The following is a 21,086-nucleotide window of genomic DNA, read 5'->3' on the forward strand; positions in this document are numbered from 1 at the left end:
CCAATCCCCCTCACCCTCCCCAAGAGAATGATATGACCAAGAAATCCAAAGCTGCCATCGCCGCCGGAGCCATCGGATCTGCCGCAATCGCGGCCGCTCTGCTCTACGCCAACAAGCGCAAGAAGCAGAACGAGCCGACCCAGCCCGGCCCGATTCCTTCGAATGAGCCGCCGGAAACCGACTAATGGATGCGATCTCGTCCGTGTCAGGCCGCGCCATCCCCTTTGGCGCGAAGAATGTCGACACTGACATCATCATCCCGGCAAAATGGCTCAAAACCATCACTCGCGAAGGCTTGGGCGAAGGCGCGTTCGAGACGATCCGTGCGGCGCCCGGCAATGTCTTTGACGATCCTGCCAATGCAGGCGCGCCGATCCTGATCGCGGGCGACAATTTCGGTTGCGGTTCCAGCCGCGAGCATGCCGCTTGGGCGATGCTTGATCTGGGCATCCGCGCGGTCATTGCGCCAAGCTATTCGGACATCTTCTCGGGCAATGCGGTGAAGAACGGCATCCTGCCTATCGTCCTGCCACAAGAGGCAGTCGACCGGCTGATGGAGGTCGCAAGGGGCGGAGACGAGATCACCATTGATCTTGACACCCAGACCGTCACCACTCCGTTTCAGGACCGATACACCTTCGACATCGACCCGTTCCGCAAGCACTGCCTGATAAACGGCCTCGACGAAGTGGCGCTGACGCTCGAGCGGCAGGACGCCATCGGAAATTACGAAAGCCGCCGCGCGGGTGCGCAAGGCTGGCTCGCCACCGGCACCAATATTTAAGGGAGAACAATCGCCATGAAAGCCATCCAGACCCACGAAGTGGGCGGCCCAGAAACGCTCACACTCGACGAAATCGAAGTGCCGACCCCTGGCAAAGGCGAAGTGCTGGTCGCGGTTAAGGCCTGCGCGATCAACTATCCCGACACGCTGATGATCCGCGATCTCTACCAGTTCAAGCCCGAACGCCCCTACTCACCCGGCGGCGAGCTGGCTGGTGTGGTAGAGGCGGTTGGCGAAGGCGTCGAAAACTTTAAAGTGGGCGACCGCGTGATGGCGGGTATCGGCAATGGTGGCCTGCGCGAAAAGGCGATTGTGCCAGCGGGTCGCATGTTCCCGATCCCCGACGGCGTGCCGTTCGAAAAAGCGGCATCGTTGCTGATGACGTACGGCACAACAATCCATGGCCTCAAGGATCGCGGCCATATCAAGGAAGGCGATGTCGTGCTGGTGCTGGGCGCAGCTGGCGGCGTAGGCCTCTCGGCTGTCGAACTCGCCAAAGCCTATGGCGCGCGCGTGATCGCCGCTGTCTCAAGCGAGGCCAAAGGCGAAGTCGCACGCAAGGCCGGTGCGGACGAGGTGGTGATCTATCCGCGCGATGAGATGGACAAAGCCGCATCCAAGGAACTCGCAACCGCCTTCAAGGAAGCTTGCGGACCGACTGGCGCGAACATCGTCTATGACATTGTCGGCGGCCAGTATTCCGAGCCTGCATTGCGCTCGATTGCGTGGGAGGGCCGCTTCCTCGTGGTTGGCTTCCCCGCCGGGATTGCCAAGATGCCGCTCAACCTCACCTTACTCAAATCCTGCGACATATGCGGCGTGTTCTGGGGCGCCTTCACCGCACGCGAACCGGCCAAATTCATGGCGCAGGTGCGAGAGCTCTTCGCGCTGATGCAGGAAGGTAAGATTGACCCTCTGGTATCAGAAACCTTCCCGCTTGAGCGCGCCGGTGAAGCAATTGCCAAACTGGAAAACCGCGAGGCTGTTGGCAAACTTGTCGTGACAATGGACTGACAGCGCTTGCCGCAAGCCTCCGGCGCACCTATTTCGGACGCTCAGACTTCAAAGGGACCATAATGACCGATTTCGACGATCGCCGCCGCGGCGAAGAAGCCAAATATGCGATGGATGAAGAAACAGCCTTCCGTGTTGCTGCGCGCCGCAACCGGCTGCTGGGCGAATGGGCGGCGGGTGTCATGGGCCTCACCGATGAGGAAACCGACGCCTACAAGAAAGCGGTCGTGCAGGCCGATTTCGAGGAAGCCGGCGATGAAGATGTGATCCGCAAATTGCTCGGCGATCTGACCGCAGCGGATACCGATGTCAGCGAATCCGACATCCGCACCAAGCTCGAAGAGATGACGGTCGAGGCCAAACGCCAACTTATGAGCGATAGCTAAGCCATCATGCCGATGGCTGGACCCGATATCGAAGCGGCGATCCTAGCCGCACTGCCCGATGCAGTGGTGGAACTGCGCGATCTGGCAGGTGACGACGATCACTGGGCCGTCACGGTTACTTCTGCTGCATTCGCAGGCAAGAACCGCGTCCAGCAGCATAAACTCGTTTATGCTGCGATTGGCGAGAAGATGGGCGGAGAACTCCACGCCTTGCAAGTCACCACGCGGCTTCCCACCTAAATTGCAACCAAACTAATCGAACCTCAAAAGGCCCGCATCATGGCTGATACCGATACCCGCATTTCCACTCTCGTTGGCGAGAATGACGTTGTCCTGTTCATGAAGGGCACCCCGCTCTTCCCGCAATGCGGCTTTTCGAGCCGCGCGGTGGCGATCCTCGATCATTGCGGTGTGCAATATGAAAGCGTCGATGTGCTGCAGGACATGGAAATCCGGCAGGGGATCAAGACCTATTCCGACTGGCCGACTATCCCCCAGCTCTATGTAAAGGGCGAATTCATCGGCGGCAGCGACATCTTGATGGAGATGTTCGAAGCGGGCGAGCTCCAGCAGATGATGGACGAAAAGAACGTAGCGAAGCTGGAAAGCTAAAGCTTCCCAGCTTCTTCTTTGTTTGCGCCCTCAAACGCCGGGCGCGGGCCGTCCGGCCCGCTTGGCTTCGCCGCAGGGGCGGCGGCGCGCAGTCGCGCGCTGGTTCGCCTCCGGCTCACGATCATGCCCAGCCATTTCTCTTAAGCCTAACAGTTGGTGCCAGTTATTGGCTTGGTCGCGGAGCACGGCTGCGAAGCAGCCGCAAAGCCGACTGGCCGCCCGCAGCGGGTGCGGCTTGCCGCACATCTAGCGAGGACGCTCCCACGGAGGTGGGAGCGAAAAACAAAAAGGCGCACAAAAAAGCCGCCTCGCGGTACCAAGCGAGGCGGCTATTTTTTGCACGGGGAGGTGAGACACAGAGACCAGGAAGTTCTCACCTCGTATTGAAGACCACTTTCTTCGCATCCTACTATGCATCCACCGTGCCAAAACCACTCAGACGCATAAAATCAGTGCTTTACATAGTTTCCAAGAGATATACGCTCTCGGAGATGTAAGATATACCGACAGGGCCCGCTGCGGGCGCTTGGCTTTCGCGCACAAGACCGCCATCACCATGCTCTATGAGCACCGAATCCAACCTTAATGGGCAACCCGTAGCGGAGGGAATTCCCGCCGCGACAATCATCATCTTCCGCAACGCAGCCGATGGGGGTGCGCCGGAAATCCTGATGACGGTTCGCTCACGCACAATGGTCTTTGCCGGCGGCATGGCGGTATTCCCGGGTGGGCGCGTTGACCCTTCGGACTTTCTGCTGGGAGAGGAAGTCGCCGCGCAATCGGGCGGCGCGATTGCAGTTGACGAGGCCGCGCACCAGATCGCCGCGATCCGCGAAACTCTCGAGGAAACGGGACTTGCTCTCGGGCTTGAAGGCGCAATCGATGCCGACAAAGCGGCAAAGGCGCGCGCGATGCTCGAGGAGAAAAACGAGCTTCCGCCCGTGCTGGAGGAATTTGGCTGGTCAATTGACCTTCCGCAAATAACCCCGTTCGCGCGCTGGTATCCCAAGAATGAGCGAATTCCGCGCGTCTATGACACCCGCTTTTACCTCGCCAATCTCGGCACCGGCGAAGTCGATGTCTCGACTGACAATTCGGAGAATACACGCCTGTTCTGGGTGAGCGCACAAGGCGCACTCGACATGGCCGAGACGGGCGAGATCAAATTAATCTTCCCCACCCGGCGCAATTTGGAACGGCTGGCCTTGTTCGCCAGTTTCGAGGAAGCGCGCGCGCAGGCCGAGGCCATTCCGGTCAAAACCATCGTTCCGCAAATCGATACGAGCGGCGACAAGCCAATGCTCACGATCAAGGCCGATGCTGGCTATCCCATCACTTCGGAATTGCTTGAGACCGTGGCGCGGGCGTAATCGAAACAAAAATGGCGCGCCCTGCAGGAGTCGAACCTGCGACCTCAGGATTAGAAGTCCCGTGCTCTATCCAGCTGAGCTAAGGGCGCGTTGCGGGTGCCAATAGCGCGCTTTTCCGAGCATTCAAATCGCGCTAGTCACTTGGCCGATGGATAAACCCGATAAAGCCGCCGCATTTGACGACGATCCTGATGATGGAGTTCAGGCCACTAGCCATGCTCCGGTCAGTTTCCGCTACTACGAATTCGTCATGGCGGCTTTTGTCGCGATCCTGCTTTTGTCCAATCTGATCGGCGCGGCAAAGCTCACCTTTCTCGAAGTCAGCTGGTGGCCTGCCGGTTGGTGGCCTGCTCCCGAAGGCATCTTCATCTACGGCGCAGGCATCCTGTTCTTCCCGCTCGGTTATGTCATCGGCGACATTCTGACCGAGATTTACGGTTTTGCCCGCGCGCGGCGGGTGATCTGGACCGGCTTTGCCGCGATGATCTTCCTCGCCTTTATGAGCTATGTCGTGGTCAGCCTGCCCGCCTTTGACGGGTGGCAATGTGCTGGTTCGGCCTCACTGGACATGCGCGGTGATCCGCAGGCCGTTCCCGGTGCGATCTGCCAGCAAACTTACGAATCTGTATTCGGCAGCACCTGGCGCATCGTTCTCGCCTCAATCACCGCGTTCTGGGCAGGCGAGTTCGTCAATTCCTATGTCATGGCCAAGATGAAAGTCTGGACCAAGGGCAAGGCGCTGTGGTCGCGCACGATTGGCTCTACCGTGGTGGGGCAAGGCGTTGACAGCCTTATCTTCTACCCAATCGCATTCTGGGGCATCTGGACGACTGAAGCTGTTCTGACGGTGATGGTGACCAATTGGCTGCTCAAGGTCGTGTGGGAGGCTGCCTTGACCCCAGTCACCTATCTGATGGTGAACCGATTGAAGAAGGCAGAAGGGGTGGATTTGTATGACACCGACACCGACTTTTCGCCCTTTTCGGGCAAGGCCTAGCGCTCAGGAGCGATCGTCGGCGTTGGCGTGCAGACCATCGTCCGCCACGATCTCGACCCGCCATCCAATGCCAAGCCTGCCTGCGAGTAGCGCGATGTCCTTCTCGCTCGGCTGCCCGAACAAAGCGGCGTGACTCCTCGCAAGCCGAAGCACCAACTCGCCATTCTCGACCCGCAGCCGGCTGACTTCCAGCGATCTGCGCGAGCGTGCTCCCAAGCGCCTCGCGAGCCGAACCGCGAGACCCCAGCAGACGGCCTCCTCCAGCGCTTCCTCGCTCGCAAGCGCCTTGACGCTTTCAGGCAGATCAAGCGCGTTGCCATTGGCCGCAATCGCAGCGGCGAGCAGCGCTCGCTCGCCAGCGTCAATAGCGATCCAGCGCTTGTGCAGCGCCCAGTCTATCGCTTGCGGCAGGCGGATATTGGGCTCGATCTGCATCGATGCGAGTGCGAGCATAGTCGCCGCCAGCCGCAGCCGCTCGCTGCCATGAATTCGCGACGGCGCAGCATCAACGGTCCATCCCGCAATCCGTGTTGCCAATGTGGCGGGAGCACCGCGCAATTTGGCAAAGGCAGAGACGCCCGTCAGCAACGGATCTTGCGATTTCTCATGAGCCTCCAGCCGGTCATAGAGCAGCCCTTCACGCAGGCCCCACGAAGAGAACACCACGCGGCTTGGCCCCAATTGCAGAAGCAGAGCGTGGAGCAACACCGCCGCATCAGGCAGCATTTCCGCGCGCATGGAGGAAATGCGCGGATGCGAGCCGAGACGGGCGGCGCTCTCGCCCGATAGGCGGGTCGCCAGCTTTGCCGCACCTTTGGCGCTCAGCTCAAAGCCGTGCGGGTCGGTGAGCGGATGGCTGCGCGATTCCATCGCAAACACCGCCATTGCGCGCCATGTCCCCCCAACCAGATAGAGCGGCTGCGGTTCGTGAGCTTTCCCGCTTGCTAGATTCCAGCCGTTCTTGCCGATCACGCTTTCGAGCGCTTTGCGCATTTCGGCGTCTGTATCGCGGCCAAGCCGGTATTCCGGCAGCCTCAACGCCCCCAGCGGCATCGAGACCGGCTGACCCGTCTCGCCCTGATTGATGGCGACAAGTTCCAGACTGCCCCCCCCGAGGTCAGCGACGCTGCCCTGAGCACCAGGGAAGGCACCGGCGATGCCACTCGCGCTCACGCATGCCTCTTCCTCGCCCGAAAGGAGGCGCGGCGCGAAGCCCAGCCTCTGAATCTCGCCGATAAACTCCGGCCCGTTGCTGGCCTCGCGCACGGCGGCGGTTGCAACCGTCTCGACATCGTCAATGCCAAGGTCATCGAGCAGCAGCGCGAACCGCGCAAGCCCGCCCATCGCCAGTTCAACCGCTTCATCGGCAAGCCGTCCGCTAACCGCAATATCGCGGCCAAGCCGTGCGGTAACTTTTTCATTGAGCAGCACGACCGGCGCGCGCATTGAACCACCATAGACGACGAGGCGCACCGTGTTCGACCCGATATCAATGATCGCGCGCTCGGCACTGCTGCCGGCAAAGGTGCCCTCGCGTTGTTCGCGTTTGCGCCTGCTGTTCATGCCTTTCGCCTCATGCGGTCCGCCCCCGGCGGAGCGACAATTGCGGCACCGCACCCGCCTCCAATGCGCCGCCGCGTCCGGAAAGCGAAGGGTTGGTCATAAAGTATCGGTGGCAGTTGAAGGGCTTGTCCTCGGCCTCAACCCGCGAATAGCTGCCATCCTCATGCAGCCACCAGCTTTGCTGGGTGTCGAGCATATTGGCGAGCAGCACCTGTTGCAGGATCTGGTCATGCACCGTTCGATTGCGAATCGGGATCAGCGCCTCGACCCGGCGATCGAGATTGCGCTCCATCAGGTCCGCTGAAGAGATGAACAATGCGGCATCGGGGCTCGGCATCTTGTGACCGTTTGCAAAGGCGTAAATGCGGCTGTGCTCGAGGAAGCGCCCGATAATCGAGCGAACGCGAATGTTTTCGCTCAAGCCCGGGACACCGGGACGCAAACAGCAAATGCCGCGCACAACCAGCTCGATCTCCACCCCCGCCTCACTGGCGGCATAGAGCCGGTCGATCATCCTTGCATCGGATATCTGATTGCATTTGATCCAGATCGCAGCGGGCTTTCCCGCGCGCGCATTGGCAATCTCGGTCTCGATCCGCGCGGAGATTTCTTCGCGCAGATTGAGCGGCGCGATGGCAATCTGCTCCAGTGCTTCAGGCTCGACATAGCCAGTGACGAAATTCATCATCTTGGCCGCATCCCGCCCAAGCCTAGGATCAGCGGTAAAGAATGACAGATCGGTGTAAACTCGCGCTGTCAGAGGGTGATAATTGCCAGTGCCGAAATGGCAGTAGGTGCGAAAACCGTCTTCCTCGCGGCGGACCACCATTGCGACCTTGGCGTGGGTCTTCCAATCGGTGAAGCCGTAGATGACCTGCACGCCTGCACGTTCAAGCTTGCTCGCCCATTTGAGGTTCTGCTCCTCGTCAAACCGCGCCTTAAGCTCAACCAAGGCGGTGACTGATTTGCCATTTTCAGCCGCCTCGATCAGCGCGTTGATCACCGCAGATTGTGAGCCTGCGCGGTAGAGCGTTTGCTTGATCGCTACGACATCAGGGTCGGCAGCGGCCTGACGGATGAAATCGACCACCACTTCGAAACTTTCATAAGGGTGGTGGATGACGATGTCCTTTTCGCGGATCGCGGAAAAGGCATCGCCGTCATGTTCACGAATGCGTTCGGGATAGCGCGGGGCATAGGCTTCGAATTTGAGATCGGGCCGGTCCTCGCGCGCGATTTCTTCAAGCCCGTCGATCCCGATCACGCCATCGGTTTTGATTACCGCCGCTTCGGTGACGCCAAGCTGCTCGAGAAGCAGGCGCTCGGCGAGCGGGTCAAAATCGTCTTCGATCTCCAGCTGGATCACCTGTCCCCGCCGCCGCCGCTGGATCGCGCTGCGGAAGGTGCGCACAAGGTCTTCCGCCTCTTCCTCGATCTCGATATCGCTGTCACGCAGCACCCGGAACAACCCGTCTCCCACGATAGTAAATCCCGGGAAGAGCTTCTTCGCATAACGCTGGATCAGGCTGGCGATGGAGATGTAGATAGCCTCGTCATCACCGGCGATTTCGCCCGGCACACGGACAAAGCGCGGCAGCGCGCTAGGGATCAACACCATCTCGCTGATCTGTTCGTGATCGGACTTGCGCGTGAGTGTGAAGAGGATTCCCATCCCTTCATTGTTGACGAAGGGAAACGGGTGCGCCGGATCGAGCGCCTGCGGGGTTATAACGGGCAGGATTTCTTCGAGGAAATAGGCTTTAAGCCATTGGTACGCTGCCGGTTTTACCCGGTCCTCATCGGCAATATGGATTGCCGACTGTGCCAGCAATGCGCGCAATTCGCGCCAGATATCCTGCTGCATTGCTGACAATTTTTCGATCCGCTGACGGATCTCGATAAGCTGCTGGGTTGGTGTGCGCCCTTCAATCGAGGGCTTGTCGATCCCGCGCTGAACCTGACCCACAAGTCCGGCGACGCGTATCATCATAAACTCGTCCAGATTGCTCCCCGAGATCGACAGGAAACGCAGCCTTTCGAGCAGCGGGTAGCGCGTGTTGCACGCCTCCGCCAGCACCCGATCGTTAAAGGCGAGCCATGACAATTCGCGGTTGAAATAGGCATCCGCATCTCGCGCGTTCGTCACAGCAAGGTCTTGCTTTCCGCGATGGCAGTGATCCCGCGCTTGCCGTTCTCATCGCGGCCCAATTGCACGATCACGTCGATCACATTGGCGGCATAGGCGATTGTGTCCGACCGGCTAAGCCCAATCCCGGTTTGCATCACCATCAGCGAAAGCTGCTCCAGCGCACCGTGCAGGGAATTGGCGTGGATCGTGGAAAAGCTGCCCGGATGTCCGGTGTTGATCGCGCGCAGGAAAGAAACGCTCTCCGCGCCGCGCAGCTCGCCCAGCACAATCCGGTCAGGGCGCAGGCGAAGCGCGGCCTGAAGCAGCTCGTTGGCGGTCACCTTGGCCTCTCCCAGCTCGCCTTTCACCGCGACGAGGCCCACCGAATTCTCGCCCGGGAATTTGAGCTCGGGCGTGTCTTCAACCAGCACGACGCGCTCTTCCTGCGGGATTTCGCCCAGCATCGCGTTGAGGAAAGTGGTCTTGCCGGTGCTGGTCCCGCCCGAAATCAGGATCGTGCGGCGATGGCGGATCGCCTCGCGCAGATAGGCAATCGGTTCCTTCTGGGCGTCGGGCATCGCAACCGGCACCTCGCCCGTCAGCGGACCTGTGTCATAGGCATCAAGCGGCAGGTCGAGCCGGCGATGGCGGCGGATAGCCATGACCCAGTGCTTGCGGCTTGCAGGAGGCCCGCAGAACTGGATGCGGGCGCCGCTCTCATTCCCCTTGGCAGGCAGCGTCGCACCGAGCAGCGGGTGCTCGCGATTGATGCCCTGATGGCTGACCCGTGCAACCTGCTCTGCAAGGCGCTGCACCAGCCGGTCGTCAATTTCAGGCGCGTCGATCCGCTTCATGCCCGGATCAGAGGCGTCCTCGATCCATATCTCGCCGGGCGCATTGACCATGATCTCGGTCACCGTGTCGCGGTCGAGCCAGCGTTTGAACGGGGCGAGATAGGCATCGAGATAGACGCTGCGCTCACCATCGATGGGCGCGTAGTCCTCAGCCTCAGGGGCCTTGTCCGGACTGGAAGTAAGAGGGTGGATATCCGCGCTCATTCTGCCTCTTGCGCGCCTACTGGCTCACTTGGCTGAAATCGAGGTCACGCGCGGTGAAGACGCGGATCGGCTCGCCCATCCCTACGCGTATGGTCGGACTAATCTGCCCGTCCTGCTGCGCGGCGATGCTGGCGGCGCTCTGCCCCGCTCCGCCTAGAATGACCGAGGTTCCCCCGCTCGCAATCGCGCCCAATCCGCCGACAACCGACAGCAGCATGGCTGAACCGAACCGGCGGAAGAAGTGGTTGTCGACATCGCCTGCAAGGCCCGTAGTCCCGTCGAACGCCACTGCGGGCGAGGCGATATTGACCGATGCCCCATCAGGGCGGATCAAGCGGGTCCAGATCACATAGGCGCGCTTTTGCCCCTGCTGCACGCCTGATTGATACTGCCCGATCAGCCGCGAACTGCGCGGGATCAGTATCTCAGTCCCATCAAAGCTGCGCACATCCTGACTCACCACCGCGCGGACATAGCCCGGCACATCGGTGTTGATCGCGGTTTCGAGGATTGCGGGGATCATGGTGCCTTCGATGACAGTGGTCGAAGGGTTAGCCATAGCGCGCGCCTGCGCGGGCGCTCCGCCAACGCCGCCGACACGGCTGGCAAACTGGGCAGCAGAGCCGATTGCTCCGCCATCGCCAGCCATTGGCGCAGCCGCAGCGGCGATAGCGGCTGCGGGATCGGCGGCCTGCGCGCGTTGCGCATTCGCGCTCGCATCATAGACGAGGCTGGGGCTGGCATAGGGATTGGCGGCGAGGACAACCGCCGGCGGATTGGAACGGATCGGAACGGGTGCGGGGATCGGGCTTGGCACGGGCGCTACGGCCTGCTGCGGTTCAGGAGCCACCACAGGCATCGGCGCTACTGGAGCTGCGGTTTGTGCAGGCGCGGCGGTCTGTTCAGCAGGCATCTGAGCTGCATTCATCGCCCAATAGGTCGTCGCGCCAAGCAGCGCGACAATTGCTACGCCAGCAGCCAGTCCCAGCCCCTCGGTCTTGGTCCGGCGCTCGGCGACCGGCGAGAAGCCACTGCGGCTGGCAAGGTCGATGACCTCCGCCGATGTCTCGTCGCGCGGATCCTGATCTCCGCTGCCGGGGCTGTCGCCCTTTTTGGGCGGAAGTCGCATGGCTAGGCGCATTGTACCCTCTCCATCTCTATTCGGGTGCGGCGCGGCATCATGATCCGCGGCGCTCGTCATCGCTCAGGCCCGCACTGCGCGGCTGCGGGGCATTGTTGGTCAGCGTCGCGCGCTCGTCGCCCGAACGCAAGATGATCTGGCTCGGCACGAAGTCGAGCACCAGAGTGTCACCGCGCGGGGTGAAGTTCACCGGCCCCTCATCGCCATCCTCATTGGTAATCAGGATCGCGGGGATCGACGTCCCGGCAGGCCAGCTGAGAAACATAGCCTCGCCATTGTCGAAGGCACGCGCGGGCAGCAGAGCCCGGTCGCCCTCGCCCACCCAGTCGAAATTGAGCCGCGCCGGATCGCTCACCGCATAGGGATCATTGGCCGCCGCCAGTTCGAGCGCATTTGCCTCTTCGCGCTGCGCTTCCTCGGCTACAATGCGCGCGGCTTCGGCTTCGGCGGCTTCGATATCGGGATAGCGGAACTGCATGACATAAAGCGGCTGATTGCGCGGGGATGCGACGAGGTCAAACAGGTAGGTCCGGCGGCTTGTCACGACCGTCATATTGGTGCGCGCGCTCGGCTCCAGCGGCTTAACGAACAGGATCGTCTGCGCCTGATTGGGCTGGACCTGCCACGCCGCGCTGTCGCCGATTGCGACGTTCTGGATCAGCTCGTCGGGTGCGAATTTTATCGTGGTCTGAACGCGGACCTTGCCGTTGATCGTGAAGACGCGCGTCTCGTCGAAGGTCAGCGTGACGAGGCGCGGATCATGGGCGCGCGGATCGTCAGCGCGCGCCTCTTGCGCCGCGAGAGGAGCCGCGACGGCAATCGCGATACCAAGACAAAGGAGCCGCAAAGGCCCGGCGCTAAACATTAGCCTGTCTCCGATTTTCTATGCGCACCCGCCGTGCGGAAGCGGTTGCCGATCCCGCGTGTGCGCGATGCGGCAGCGCTTGCGGAAGTGGTTTGGGTTCGGGCGGACGAGGTCGCGAAAACCTTTGTCTCGCAGGTTGTGTGCGTGTTGACTGGCCCTGCGTCATTGGCCGCATAGGCGCTCGCCATCGCGACATCCACGCGGCGCGGGGCGGTGGCCCCAACTTGTGCAGGGCCCGCAGCACCGGAGCGCACGGGCAGGACACTGGGCATTTGCTGCGGCCCCATGCGCGCCGTCTCGACCCCGGGCTCGGCCGGCACGTCCGGCTTTGCGAGGCCAAAGACCTGCCAGCCTGCGACCATATTGCTCGACACTTTAAGCACCATGATCATCAGCAAGGCATGGACAAATCCCACGACGAAGAACGCCATCGCTGCCTGCGGATCAATCTGCCCCGGCTGAGCGACCAAGGCCGCAAGGACCGGCACCGCGATCTCCAGCATGATCGAGCCTCCGACGACTGCAAACAAAGGCGCCAGCGCAAGCATCACGAGCCCCTTGAGCCAGCCGACAAACAGCCCGCGCGTCCCGTTGAACAGCCCCAAAACCACAAAGATCGGGCCAATCGCGAGCAGCAATGCGAGGCCGATGCGCGCTGTGACCAACAGACCTGCGGTGCCAAGCAACAGCAGCATCGCGCCAGCCCACATCATTCCCGGCGGGGAGAACAGGCTGATATTTTCCTGCCCCTGACTGGCCTCCTGCACGACTAGGAACACCACATCCAGTTTTGCTGCGAAAGTGGCGGTCGCCGATCCGTCGCTGTCGGTGATCTGGGTCGCCAGCCAATCCGGCGTGAGGACGAAAATCGAGTAGAAGAACTGCTGGAACACCGCGAAACTGGTCGCAAAGGTCAGAACCAGACCGATAGTCATCATCTTGGGGATGAATGCCCGGATCGACAGGTTCGAACGGCCCAGAATCAGGCTGAAGCCGAAGAAGGCGACGTAAAGTGTGAGCGCAATTGTAAGCGCGACGCCAAGCTGGCCATCCGCTCCGAATAGCCGGTTGAACGCCTCTTCGCTGACATTGGTCGCGATGCAGTCCACCGCCGTGAGCGCCGCCGCGACGCCGCTGCCCACTTCCTGTGCCACAAGATCGCACGAGGTCGTCATTCGGCCGCCTGCCGTTCGGTGCTGGCGCCGTCCGGCCACGCGCAATCGGTGAGCGCGGGATACCACTCGCTCGGCGCATCACCCACCGCCTCGCGCAGCAGGTCAAGGCGGCGCACTGCCGTCTCGCGGCCGGAGAGGATGGTGAGCACTTCGGGCGCGCCTGACAGATCGAGCCGCACCACCACGCTCGCATCGGGCTGGCGGACGAGGAAACAGCGGCTGTGTGCGGGCAGGCTTCGGATCAGCGCCAGCTCGTGATCGGTCAGGCCAAAGCCGTCGCAATAATCCTCCGCCCGCGCGCGGCTGTTGGGCATGAAGATCATGGTCGCGGTTTGCTCGACCAGAGCGGTCGAAATCCGGCTTTCCAGCGCATCGCGCGCGCTTTGCGTGGCGAAACCGACCAGCGCGTTGCGTTTGCGCAAGGTCTTGAGCCAGTCGCGAATGCGCGCGGCGAAGACCTCGTCATCGAGCGCCTTCCACCCCTCATCGATCAGGATCATGGTCGGTTCACCGTCCAGCCGCTCGTCAATACGGTGGAAGAGATACATCATGGTCGGCGTGCGCAGGCGCGGATTGTCGAGCAGCTGCGTCATGTCGAAGCCGAGAACGCGGCTGTCCAGATCGAGCGCGTCGACCTCATTATCGAACAGCCACGCATGTTCGCCGCCGTCGCCAGACGCACTTCCGATCCACGCGCTTAGCCGGTCGGCCAGATCACCGGGTTGCGGGCGCTTGGCCCCGGCGAGCAGCTCCTTGAAGTGCCGCAACCGCCGCAGTTTCGGATCGTTGGCATAGGTCGCATCGACAGCCGCGCTGATGATCGCAAATTCCTCCGGCCCGTCCGCTCCGAGCAGCACGCCCAGCCAATCGCGCAGAAACGCCTTGTTGCTCGGCGTGTCAGGCAGCGAGAGCGGATTGAAGCCGGTTGGCTCGCCGGGATTGATCCGGTCATAGCGCCCGCCGATCCCGCGAATGAACAGCTCTGCCCCGCGATCCTTGTCGAACAGGATCGTGCGCGGTTTCACCTTTTGCGCTTGGGCGGCAAGGAAGTTCATCACCACCGTCTTGCCCGACCCGCTCGGCCCGATGACCGAGAAATTGCCGAGATCTCCGTGATGGAAGTTGAAGAAGAACGGCGTCGCGCTGGTCGTCTCCAGCAGCGTGATCGCATCGCCCCAATGGTTGCCGCTCGCCTGCCCCAGCGCAAAGCCGTGGAAGCTGCCGAAGCTCGCCATATTGGCCGAGGAGATCAGCGCGCGGCGCACGACATATTCCTCGTTGCCCGGGAACTGCGCCCAGAATGACGGCTCCAGATTGGTGTCCTCGCGCACTGCAATCGCGCCGGTATCAGCCAGCGCAGCGGTGCACGCGGCGGCAGCATCGTCGAGCCGGTCAAGCGCGCGCTCGCGCACCAGCACGGTCAGATGGTGATCGCCAAAGCCGACCACGCCATTGCCCAGCTCATCACGCGCGGCCATCATGTCAGCGCGCTCAGCCGCGGCCTCTTCATCGACCGAGCGCGAGCGGCGCAGAGCTAGGTCGATCCTCTCGCGCGCAGTGGTGCGCTCGCTGGGCGCGTAGCTTTCGGTCACGACCATCTCGAACGGCAGACGCAGCAGCGGGTCGAGCATTCCGGGCGAGGTTGCCTCGGGATAGTCCTTGAGGCCCAGTACCGCAGCGAAGTCCGGCTGACCCGCGCCCTTGATCTCCATCGCATCGAGCCCAAAGCTCGCGCGGCGATAGGGGATCATATGGCCGATATCGGTGTCGGCTGCGGGGCGGCGCACGGGGCGCATCTCGCCATTATAGAGCGCGGAGAGCAGTTCGAGCATCTCCGAATTGCTGCCCCCGGTTCCGCCAGGCGCATCGTAGTCACCCAGCACCACCGCTCCGTATGGAGAGAGCGATGCGACCAACCCTGTGACCGCTGCCTTGAGGCTACGGACGTCCTTGGGGTCGGCTTCGAGCGCGCTGTGTGCCTGACGCGAGAAGAACTTGGCCATGCGTTCGGGCAGGCCGGTCTTGCCGCGCGCGGGGCGGCGGATGAGGGTGACGAACTGATCGTTGATGAACAGCGAACCACCTGCCAGTCGCTCTTTCCAGCGTGCGTCGATATGGCGCGAGAGCGGATCAGGGAACTCGCCGTCCAGCTCGACTTCAACCCGGCGCCGGATGACGTGGTGATAGAGGACAAAGCGCGCATCGAGCGTTGATCGCAGCACAACCTCGCGCGTCGCGGCATGGGCGTTGAGCGCTTGCGAATCCTCGGTCTCGAACAGCAGGCCCGGCACCTGGATGGCGCTCATCACCGAACCATCGCGCAGAAGCACGGTGTTTTCGTCGATCAGCCGCTCATATGGCAGCCGGTCGCCAACACGCGCTTCCTTCGCGCTCCATGCAGCAGGGCCGATCCACTTCACCATCGGCGGGCCTCGATCATCAGGTCAGGGCGCATAGGAATTGCACCCCCACCGCTTGAAGTTGGGCACGCGCGGGCACTTGGATACCTTGGTGATCCAGAGGTCAAAGATGCGCGGTTCGCGCAAAGACGCGAAGTAGCCGATGACGTGCATCACCACCGGCACCGGCGCGATCCAGTAGCTTTTGAGCAGCAGGAACGCGATCGTCGTCACCATCATGTTGATGACGAAGAAGTTCATCGTCACCCCCGCAAACATCTGCGGCCGCGTCAGCGCGCGGTGGACAGGATGGCGGACAAGATCGCTCATTGGTTGCTCGATCTCCCTACGTCGCGCCTGCGATACCGGCGACAATCACCGGAGCGCCGAAGATGATGAAGACGCCGATGATCACGGTCGCGCCAAAACGCCAGTTCATCCGCCCCGTCAGCATCATGAAGCCCACAGCAGCAACTGCCATCACAGCCAAACTGGTTGCGATGGGGCCAAGCAGGATCGACTGCATCCACAGCATCGCGTTCACGATCGGGCCCGAACCCTGCGGCGCGGCGGCTTGCGGCAGAGCCTGCGCGAATGCTGCCTTTGGGCCTGCGATGGCCGCGAGCAGCACCGTCAGCATGGCTGCGATGCGGGCCGGTAGGCGGAGAAGCGATTTCATCGAGTGGTCCATCTTCCTTTGTAGCGCTCGGCGCTTTGTATATCAGTCTGTCAGGGCGCGGGTGCGCGTGAGTGGTCGGCGAGGCGGCCCATGATGGCCGCGACATATCCTTGAGTCTCGCGAATATTGGGAATGCCGCCGGCGCGGATCACTCGCCCCGGGCCTGCATTGTAAGCGGCAAGCGCTTTCTCAAGGTCGCCGTCAAACCGGTCGAGCTGTTCGCGCAGGTAACGCGCGCCGCCTTCGAGGTTTTGCATCGGATCATCCGGATCGACGCCCAGATAGCGCGCGGTGCCCGGCATCAGCTGCGCCAGCCCCCTTGCGCCCGCATGGCTGACCGCATTCTCGCGCCAGCGGCTCTCCTGCCACACCAGCGCCTCGAGCAGGCTGGGGCTGAGGTCGTAACGCGCGGCGAGTTCAGCGATCTTGGCGGCGTATTGCGGCGGGATACCGGAGGCATTGGCCTGCGTGCTTCCCACGATATCGTCGGGCACGTTCAAGCCGGAGACATCGCGCAGCGGCTCGCGCGAAGGCTGCCCGACCAGCACCGAGCTGCCGCCAGCCACCCAGCGCGCCCCGTCAGGGCCCACTTCCATCACATCTGCACGAGCGGGCATCGCGGTCAGCACCAGCGACGTCGCTATGCAAATCAAGGCGCCTCGCGCCGTAAACACGCGATTTCCCGAAGATTCGAGAATCATGCCGTCCCCTCCACAAGAGCGCCATGCTACCCCAATTACCCGCATCGCCAAAATGCCAATTCAGCCCGGCTCGCAGGAGAAGGCGGCACACTAGTCGCCCAGCACGCTCACCTGATCCATTCCGGGCAGTCCCATCGCCATCGCGGTGGGCCATTTGGGGCGGTAAGCGGCCTCCAGCGCAGCCACCTCGTCCGCCGTCAGCTCGATGTCGAGCGCGGCCACCGCAGCATCGATATGGCTTGCCTTGGTCGCGCCGATGATGGGCGCGGCCACCGCCGGTTTGGTGAAGTGCCACGCCAGCGCAAGGCTCGCCATCGGACGCCCGCGTGCTTCGGCCAGTTCAGCCAGCGCGCCGATCACCGCATTGTCAGCCTCATCCTCGGGGTAGATCACCTTGCCAAAGCCATCGGTTTTGCTCCGCACCGTCTCCTCCCCCACAGGCCGCGCCAGCCGCCCGCGCGCCAGCGGGCTCCACGGGATCACCCCGACCCCTTCAGCCTCGCATAGGGGGAGCATCTCGCGCTCTTCCTCGCGGTAGATGAGGTTCAATTGGTTCTGCATTGCAATGAAGCGCGTCCAGCCATTTGCACGCGCCGTCTCCTGCGCACGCGCGAACTGCCACGCATACATCGACGAAGCCCCGATATAGCGCGCCTTGCCCGCCTTCACGATGTCGTGCAGCGCCTCCATCGTCTCCTCGATCGGGGTCGCATCGTCCCAGCGGTGGATCTGGAACAGGTCGATATAGTCCAAGCCCAGCCGCGTCAGGCTGTCATCGACCGCCTGCATCAGAGCCTTACGCGACAGCCCGCCGGTATTCGGAGCATTGCGCCACGGGATGAAGGCTTTGGTCGCCACCACGATCTCGTCGCGCTTTGCCATTTCCTTGAGCAGCTTGCCGGTGATCTCCTCGCTCGTCCCGCCCGAATAGCCATTCGCGGTATCGAAGAAGTTGATCCCGGCCTCCAGCGCTTGGCGGAAGAACGGACGGCTCTCCTCCTCGCCCAGCAGCCAGTCGCCGTGCCAGCCCTTGGTCGTGTCGCCATAGGACATGCAGCCCAGACACAGGCGCGAAACCGATAGGCCCGATTGGCCGAGACGGGTGAACTTCATAGCCGCTTGTGTCCTTTGATTGCCGGAGATGCGGGCACAGACTTGGACCACCCAAGTGCCCTGTTTAAAAAATTGGCCTTCTCTGCAAAACACTCAAAACCCGAGAAAATTTCGCAATTTTGGGGAGTTAGAGTGTCAACTTTCACATTTGCGTCCGTTCGGTTGTTGTCCAGCCGCCTCTATAGCGGCTTTGGCGCGTGTAGGAAAAAACGAAACCTCACCCTCGCTTCGCGCTCAAGACCCGATCAAGACAGCGTCAGCCCCCCATCGACCACCAGCGTCTGACCGGTGACATAGCCAGCCAGCGGCGAGGCAAGGAACAGAGCCGCGCCTGCCATATCATCCGGCGTGCCGAAACGGCGCAGCGGGATGTTAGCGAGCGCGCCCTCGCGCCGGCCCTCATGCTCGGTCGTCACAGTCGTGAGCTTGGTCGGGACCAGTCCCGGCGCAATGCCGTTCACGCGGATGCCGTCGCGTGCCCATGCCTCGCCGAGGGATTTCACAAGACTCGCCGCGCCCGCTTTCGAGGCGCCATAGGCCGGATTGCCAAAGGTCGATTTGAACGCCGCGACCGATGACACGACGATCATCGTCCCGCCCGCTTCCTTAAGCGCGGAGTGGAACGCCCGCGCGCAGTCCATCACCGAGTTGAGATTGATGTCGATGACATTGTCCCAGCCTTCACGCTCAAATTCCTTGCGCGCATAATGGACGATGCCCTGGCTCATCACCAGCACATCAACATCGCCCAATCGCGCCGCCAATGCGTCCGCCGCCGCGCGGTCTGTGACGTCGAGATGCGCGTAGTCGAGCCCGGCAAAGTCGCTATCTTCGGCCTCCAGATAATCGCCCGCATCAGGCCGCGTGCCGGTAACAGTGACGCGCGCGCCCTGAGCGCGGAAGCCCTGCGCAATACCATTGCCGATCCCGCTCGACCCGCCAATGACGAGGGCGTGTTTGCCGGTAAAATCAATCGGGTTACTCATCGCATGCTCTCCCTAGACCGCACTAGAAGAGCGCGGCGGGTGATTTGTAAAGGAGTGCCTTCTGGCTCAGCGGCCGCTTTGGGATGTGCGAGTGTGGGTGAGCGATGGCAATTGTTGGGGGTGGAAGCGGACGATTGACTACAAAAGCTGGCTTGTATCGACCAGTGGAATCATAACCCGAGCGTCGGGGCTCCGAGTCCCACTGCGCCAAAAACTTTATGAAGGATCTGATCTTCTGGAGAGCCCGTAAACCCAGGCTTTCCAAGTTGTTCGTCGCCATCCTTTGTGTATTAGTAGAGTAAGCCACCTGCATGAGAGATGTGCCGTTATAATTGAGCGCACGGGCCCATCTGTTTGGGCGCAGGATCAAGGAACTCACATGCGTTATACGATTGCCACTCTGGCTCTTACTGTGTGCAGCCCCGCCTTTGCGCAAGACGTCTCGCTGCCCCAAGCTGTCGATTGGGGTGCTAGCGCAGATGAAGTCGAGGAAGCTCTGGACGGAAAATGCTCAAACGGTTTGAATGTACGTGAGATTGATCCGCCATTCCTGCCCAACGTCGAAGACCGCCAGATACAGATTGATTGCAACGGACTCGATCACTTCGGCGCACCGCGCTTTGCCGAATTCGTGATCGGTGACGATCGACTGCAAATGGTTTGGGTAATGGTCGAGCCAGAAGAAGAGAATTCGGCCATTGCCGCGATGCGCGAAGCCTATGGCGAACCTTCGGTCGAAAGCTCGATGTTTATTGCCTTCGAGGATCATCGCACTGCGTGGCGCAGTGATCCCACCGAATTTCTCTACTATTCGCCTGAATTAAGCGAGGCTTTCAGCGCCTGGTTCGCTTCGGCTGCGAATTAAGCAATCAATTGGGCAGCAATAGGGTCAGCGCCTGCGCCGACCTGTCGCGACATGCAGCGACCACGAGCCCCCTCAGATCGACCGCGAGACAACTTCCTTCATGATCTCGCTGGTGCCGCCATAGATGCGCTGGACGCGCGCGTCGCGCCATAGTCTCGCGATGGCGTATTCGTTCATATAGCCCGCGCCTCCATGCAACTGGAGCGCGGCGTCGACCATCTCCCACTGCATTTCGGTGTGCCACAGCTTGGCCGCTGAGGCTTCATCGGTGGTCAGCTCTCCGCGAAGGTGGCGCGCGATTGCCCAGTCGAGATGCGCCCAGCCGACTTGCAGCTTGGCCTTGAGGTCCGCGAGCGTGAATTTGGTGTTCTGGAATTCGAACACGGTGCGTCCGAAGGCCTTGCGATCCTTGGTGAAGTTCACCGCTTCGTCAAAGGCGCGCTGCGCGCCTGCCTGCGCGGTGACGGCGATAGAGAGGCGCTCCTGCGGCAGTTCCTCCATCAGATGGATGAAGCCGCGCCCTTCGCCGCCCAGAATGTTGGTCCTGGGCACCCGCACATCTGCGAAGAACAGTTCCGAAGTGTCGGCGGAATGCTGCCCGATCTTGTCGAGATTGCGCCCTTTCTCAAAGCCGGGCGTGCCCGCATCGACGAGGATCAACGAAGTGCCCTTGGCGCCCTGCGACGGATCGGTCTTGGCCACCACGATCACCACATCGGCGTTCTGGCCGTTGGTGATGTAAGTTTTGGAGCCATTGATGATGAGGTCATTTCCGTCGGCGACTGCGGTGGTCTTGACCCCTTGCAAATCGCTGCCCGCGCCGGGTTCGGTCATCGCAATCGCGCTGATGATGTCGCCTGACACCAGACCGGGCAGATAGCGTGCGCGCTGTTCCTCATTGCCCAGCCGCTCGAAATAATTGACCGTGATGTCGTTTTGCAGGGTGAAGCCGGCGGATGAGCCGAGATAGGCGACCTCTTCATTGACCACGCAATTGAAACCGAAATCGAGGCCCAGCCCGCCATTTTCTTCGCTGACTGTGGGGCACAGCATCCCCGCCTCGCCCAGCGCCTTCCACGCTTCACGCGGGACAATCCCGTCGGCCTCATGCGCGTCGAGATGCGGCACCATGTGTTCAGCGAGAACCTTGCGAACGGTGTCGCGGAAGGCTTCGTGATCGGTGTTATAGGCGGTGCGGTGCGCGGTCTGGAGCATTGCGGGTCGTCTCTCTCATTCGGGTAAAGTTGCCC

At 61.7% G+C, this 21,086-nt stretch carries 22 protein-coding genes and 1 tRNA gene; 9 read left to right on the forward strand and 14 right to left on the reverse strand.

The features are described from left to right. Positions 1-32 precede the first annotated feature (32 nt). From Q0887_RS07925 to Q0887_RS07955, 7 genes are all read left to right on the forward strand, one after another. Positions 33-185, forward strand: a complete 153-nt coding sequence (locus tag Q0887_RS07925; protein WP_299193791.1) for an isopropylmalate isomerase — start codon at positions 33-35, stop codon at positions 183-185. Next, entirely contained in the window at positions 185-784 is a 600-nt protein-coding gene (gene leuD / locus Q0887_RS07930; protein ID WP_299193793.1) for a 3-isopropylmalate dehydratase small subunit, read from the forward strand. Before Q0887_RS07925 ends, leuD begins: the two co-directional genes overlap by 1 nt. Before the next feature lie 15 nt (positions 785-799). Next, entirely contained in the window at positions 800-1,798 is a 999-nt protein-coding gene (locus Q0887_RS07935) for an NADPH:quinone oxidoreductase family protein (RefSeq protein ID WP_299193794.1), read from the forward strand. Between the two features lie 62 nt (positions 1,799-1,860). Continuing rightward, positions 1,861-2,184, forward strand: coding sequence for a DUF1476 domain-containing protein (locus tag Q0887_RS07940; protein WP_299193795.1), 324 nt, complete (start codon positions 1,861-1,863; stop codon positions 2,182-2,184). Positions 2,185-2,190: 6 nt separating this feature from the next. Then, on the forward strand, positions 2,191-2,424 hold the full coding sequence (locus tag Q0887_RS07945) for a BolA/IbaG family iron-sulfur metabolism protein (RefSeq protein ID WP_299193797.1): 234 nt from the start codon (positions 2,191-2,193) through the stop codon (positions 2,422-2,424). Between the two features lie 39 nt (positions 2,425-2,463). Continuing rightward, entirely contained in the window at positions 2,464-2,796 is a 333-nt protein-coding gene (grxD, locus tag Q0887_RS07950) for a Grx4 family monothiol glutaredoxin (RefSeq protein ID WP_299193799.1), read from the forward strand. Between the two features lie 563 nt (positions 2,797-3,359). Then, entirely contained in the window at positions 3,360-4,166 is an 807-nt protein-coding gene (locus Q0887_RS07955; RefSeq protein WP_299193801.1) for an NUDIX domain-containing protein, read from the forward strand. Between the two features lie 12 nt (positions 4,167-4,178). Here the strand turns inward: Q0887_RS07955 and Q0887_RS07960 are convergent. Next, a tRNA-Arg gene (locus Q0887_RS07960) sits at positions 4,179-4,255 on the reverse strand. Between the two features lie 59 nt (positions 4,256-4,314). Here Q0887_RS07960 and Q0887_RS07965 point away from each other — a divergent pair. Then, positions 4,315-5,163 (forward strand): queuosine precursor transporter, encoded by an 849-nt coding sequence (locus Q0887_RS07965; RefSeq protein ID WP_299193803.1) that lies wholly within the window; start codon positions 4,315-4,317, stop codon positions 5,161-5,163. A gap of 3 nt (positions 5,164-5,166) precedes the next feature. On the opposite strand, the gene Q0887_RS07970 is transcribed toward Q0887_RS07965, so the two are convergent. From Q0887_RS07970 to Q0887_RS08025, 12 genes are all read right to left on the reverse strand, one after another. Beyond that, positions 5,167-6,726 carry a Ppx/GppA family phosphatase gene (locus tag Q0887_RS07970; RefSeq protein ID WP_299193805.1) on the reverse strand — a complete coding sequence of 520 codons (1,560 nt, stop codon included), beginning with the start codon at positions 6,724-6,726 and terminating at the stop codon, positions 5,167-5,169. Between the two features lie 10 nt (positions 6,727-6,736). Continuing rightward, complete coding sequence (locus tag Q0887_RS07975) at positions 6,737-8,872, reverse strand: RNA degradosome polyphosphate kinase (protein WP_299193807.1); 2,136 nt, start codon at positions 8,870-8,872, stop codon at positions 6,737-6,739. Further along, positions 8,869-9,912 (reverse strand): P-type DNA transfer ATPase VirB11, encoded by a 1,044-nt coding sequence (virB11, locus tag Q0887_RS07980; RefSeq protein WP_299193809.1) that lies wholly within the window; start codon positions 9,910-9,912, stop codon positions 8,869-8,871. Before virB11 ends, Q0887_RS07975 begins: the two co-directional genes overlap by 4 nt. A 16-nt stretch (positions 9,913-9,928) precedes the next feature. Further along, positions 9,929-11,041, reverse strand: coding sequence for a TrbI/VirB10 family protein (locus Q0887_RS07985; RefSeq protein ID WP_299193811.1), 1,113 nt, complete (start codon positions 11,039-11,041; stop codon positions 9,929-9,931). Between the two features lie 49 nt (positions 11,042-11,090). After that, positions 11,091-11,900: a TrbG/VirB9 family P-type conjugative transfer protein gene (locus Q0887_RS07990; RefSeq protein WP_299193812.1), complete on the reverse strand. Its 810-nt coding sequence runs from the start codon at positions 11,898-11,900 to the stop codon at positions 11,091-11,093. A gap of 17 nt (positions 11,901-11,917) precedes the next feature. Continuing rightward, positions 11,918-13,093 carry a type IV secretion system protein gene (locus tag Q0887_RS07995; RefSeq protein WP_299193814.1) on the reverse strand — a complete coding sequence of 392 codons (1,176 nt, stop codon included), beginning with the start codon at positions 13,091-13,093 and terminating at the stop codon, positions 11,918-11,920. Continuing rightward, positions 13,090-15,516, reverse strand: a complete 2,427-nt coding sequence (locus tag Q0887_RS08000; protein WP_299193816.1) for a VirB4 family type IV secretion/conjugal transfer ATPase — start codon at positions 15,514-15,516, stop codon at positions 13,090-13,092. Before Q0887_RS08000 ends, Q0887_RS07995 begins: the two co-directional genes overlap by 4 nt. 21 nt (positions 15,517-15,537) lie before the next feature. Beyond that, positions 15,538-15,822 (reverse strand): VirB3 family type IV secretion system protein, encoded by a 285-nt coding sequence (locus Q0887_RS08005; protein ID WP_299193817.1) that lies wholly within the window; start codon positions 15,820-15,822, stop codon positions 15,538-15,540. Positions 15,823-15,838: 16 nt separating this feature from the next. Continuing rightward, positions 15,839-16,171, reverse strand: coding sequence for a TrbC/VirB2 family protein (locus Q0887_RS08010; protein ID WP_299193818.1), 333 nt, complete (start codon positions 16,169-16,171; stop codon positions 15,839-15,841). 50 nt (positions 16,172-16,221) lie between these two features. Further along, entirely contained in the window at positions 16,222-16,788 is a 567-nt protein-coding gene (locus tag Q0887_RS08015; protein ID WP_299195289.1) for a lytic transglycosylase domain-containing protein, read from the reverse strand. A 174-nt stretch (positions 16,789-16,962) separates the two neighbouring features. Next, the gene (locus Q0887_RS08020; RefSeq protein WP_299193820.1) at positions 16,963-17,985 is read right to left on the reverse strand and encodes an aldo/keto reductase; all 1,023 of its coding nucleotides are present in this window, start codon (positions 17,983-17,985) and stop codon (positions 16,963-16,965) included. 245 nt (positions 17,986-18,230) lie between these two features. Further along, positions 18,231-18,971 carry an SDR family oxidoreductase gene (locus Q0887_RS08025; RefSeq protein WP_299193822.1) on the reverse strand — a complete coding sequence of 247 codons (741 nt, stop codon included), beginning with the start codon at positions 18,969-18,971 and terminating at the stop codon, positions 18,231-18,233. Between the two features lie 379 nt (positions 18,972-19,350). Between Q0887_RS08025 and Q0887_RS08030 the strand changes: the two genes are divergently transcribed. After that, positions 19,351-19,836: a hypothetical protein gene (locus Q0887_RS08030; RefSeq protein ID WP_299193823.1), complete on the forward strand. Its 486-nt coding sequence runs from the start codon at positions 19,351-19,353 to the stop codon at positions 19,834-19,836. Positions 19,837-19,908: 72 nt separating this feature from the next. Here the strand turns inward: Q0887_RS08030 and Q0887_RS08035 are convergent, their stop codons facing one another. Further along, positions 19,909-21,051 carry an acyl-CoA dehydrogenase family protein gene (locus tag Q0887_RS08035; RefSeq protein ID WP_299193825.1) on the reverse strand — a complete coding sequence of 381 codons (1,143 nt, stop codon included), beginning with the start codon at positions 21,049-21,051 and terminating at the stop codon, positions 19,909-19,911. Positions 21,052-21,086 lie beyond the last annotated feature (35 nt).

Origin of the sequence: uncultured Erythrobacter sp. (genome assembly GCF_947492365.1) — a bacterium.
Classification (GTDB): Bacteria; Pseudomonadota; Alphaproteobacteria; order Sphingomonadales; family Sphingomonadaceae; genus Erythrobacter.

What these genes read in the sequence shown, in the direction of transcription:
- Q0887_RS07925 (WP_299193791.1), top strand. Translation starts at nt 33, where the DNA reads ATGACCAAGAAATCCAAAGCTGCCATCGCCGCCGGAGCCATCGGATCT.
- leuD (WP_299193793.1), top strand. Translation starts at nt 185, where the DNA reads ATGGATGCGATCTCGTCCGTGTCAGGCCGCGCCATCCCCTTTGGCGCG.
- Q0887_RS07935 (WP_299193794.1), top strand. Translation starts at nt 800, where the DNA reads ATGAAAGCCATCCAGACCCACGAAGTGGGCGGCCCAGAAACGCTCACA.
- Q0887_RS07940 (WP_299193795.1), top strand. Translation starts at nt 1,861, where the DNA reads ATGACCGATTTCGACGATCGCCGCCGCGGCGAAGAAGCCAAATATGCG.
- Q0887_RS07945 (WP_299193797.1), top strand. Translation starts at nt 2,191, where the DNA reads ATGCCGATGGCTGGACCCGATATCGAAGCGGCGATCCTAGCCGCACTG.
- grxD (WP_299193799.1), top strand. Translation starts at nt 2,464, where the DNA reads ATGGCTGATACCGATACCCGCATTTCCACTCTCGTTGGCGAGAATGAC.
- Q0887_RS07955 (WP_299193801.1), top strand. Translation starts at nt 3,360, where the DNA reads ATGAGCACCGAATCCAACCTTAATGGGCAACCCGTAGCGGAGGGAATT.
- Q0887_RS07965 (WP_299193803.1), top strand. Translation starts at nt 4,315, where the DNA reads ATGGATAAACCCGATAAAGCCGCCGCATTTGACGACGATCCTGATGAT.
- Q0887_RS07970 (WP_299193805.1), bottom strand. Translation starts at nt 6,726, where the DNA reads ATGAACAGCAGGCGCAAACGCGAACAACGCGAGGGCACCTTTGCCGGC.
- virB11 (WP_299193809.1), bottom strand. Translation starts at nt 9,912, where the DNA reads ATGAGCGCGGATATCCACCCTCTTACTTCCAGTCCGGACAAGGCCCCT.
- Q0887_RS07985 (WP_299193811.1), bottom strand. Translation starts at nt 11,041, where the DNA reads ATGCGACTTCCGCCCAAAAAGGGCGACAGCCCCGGCAGCGGAGATCAG.
- Q0887_RS07995 (WP_299193814.1), bottom strand. Translation starts at nt 13,093, where the DNA reads ATGACGACCTCGTGCGATCTTGTGGCACAGGAAGTGGGCAGCGGCGTC.
- Q0887_RS08000 (WP_299193816.1), bottom strand. Translation starts at nt 15,516, where the DNA reads ATGGTGAAGTGGATCGGCCCTGCTGCATGGAGCGCGAAGGAAGCGCGT.
- Q0887_RS08005 (WP_299193817.1), bottom strand. Translation starts at nt 15,822, where the DNA reads ATGAGCGATCTTGTCCGCCATCCTGTCCACCGCGCGCTGACGCGGCCG.
- Q0887_RS08010 (WP_299193818.1), bottom strand. Translation starts at nt 16,171, where the DNA reads ATGAAATCGCTTCTCCGCCTACCGGCCCGCATCGCAGCCATGCTGACG.
- Q0887_RS08015 (WP_299195289.1), bottom strand. Translation starts at nt 16,788, where the DNA reads ATGCCCGCTCGTGCAGATGTGATGGAAGTGGGCCCTGACGGGGCGCGC.
- Q0887_RS08020 (WP_299193820.1), bottom strand. Translation starts at nt 17,985, where the DNA reads ATGAAGTTCACCCGTCTCGGCCAATCGGGCCTATCGGTTTCGCGCCTG.
- Q0887_RS08025 (WP_299193822.1), bottom strand. Translation starts at nt 18,971, where the DNA reads ATGAGTAACCCGATTGATTTTACCGGCAAACACGCCCTCGTCATTGGC.
- Q0887_RS08030 (WP_299193823.1), top strand. Translation starts at nt 19,351, where the DNA reads ATGCGTTATACGATTGCCACTCTGGCTCTTACTGTGTGCAGCCCCGCC.
- Q0887_RS08035 (WP_299193825.1), bottom strand. Translation starts at nt 21,051, where the DNA reads ATGCTCCAGACCGCGCACCGCACCGCCTATAACACCGATCACGAAGCC.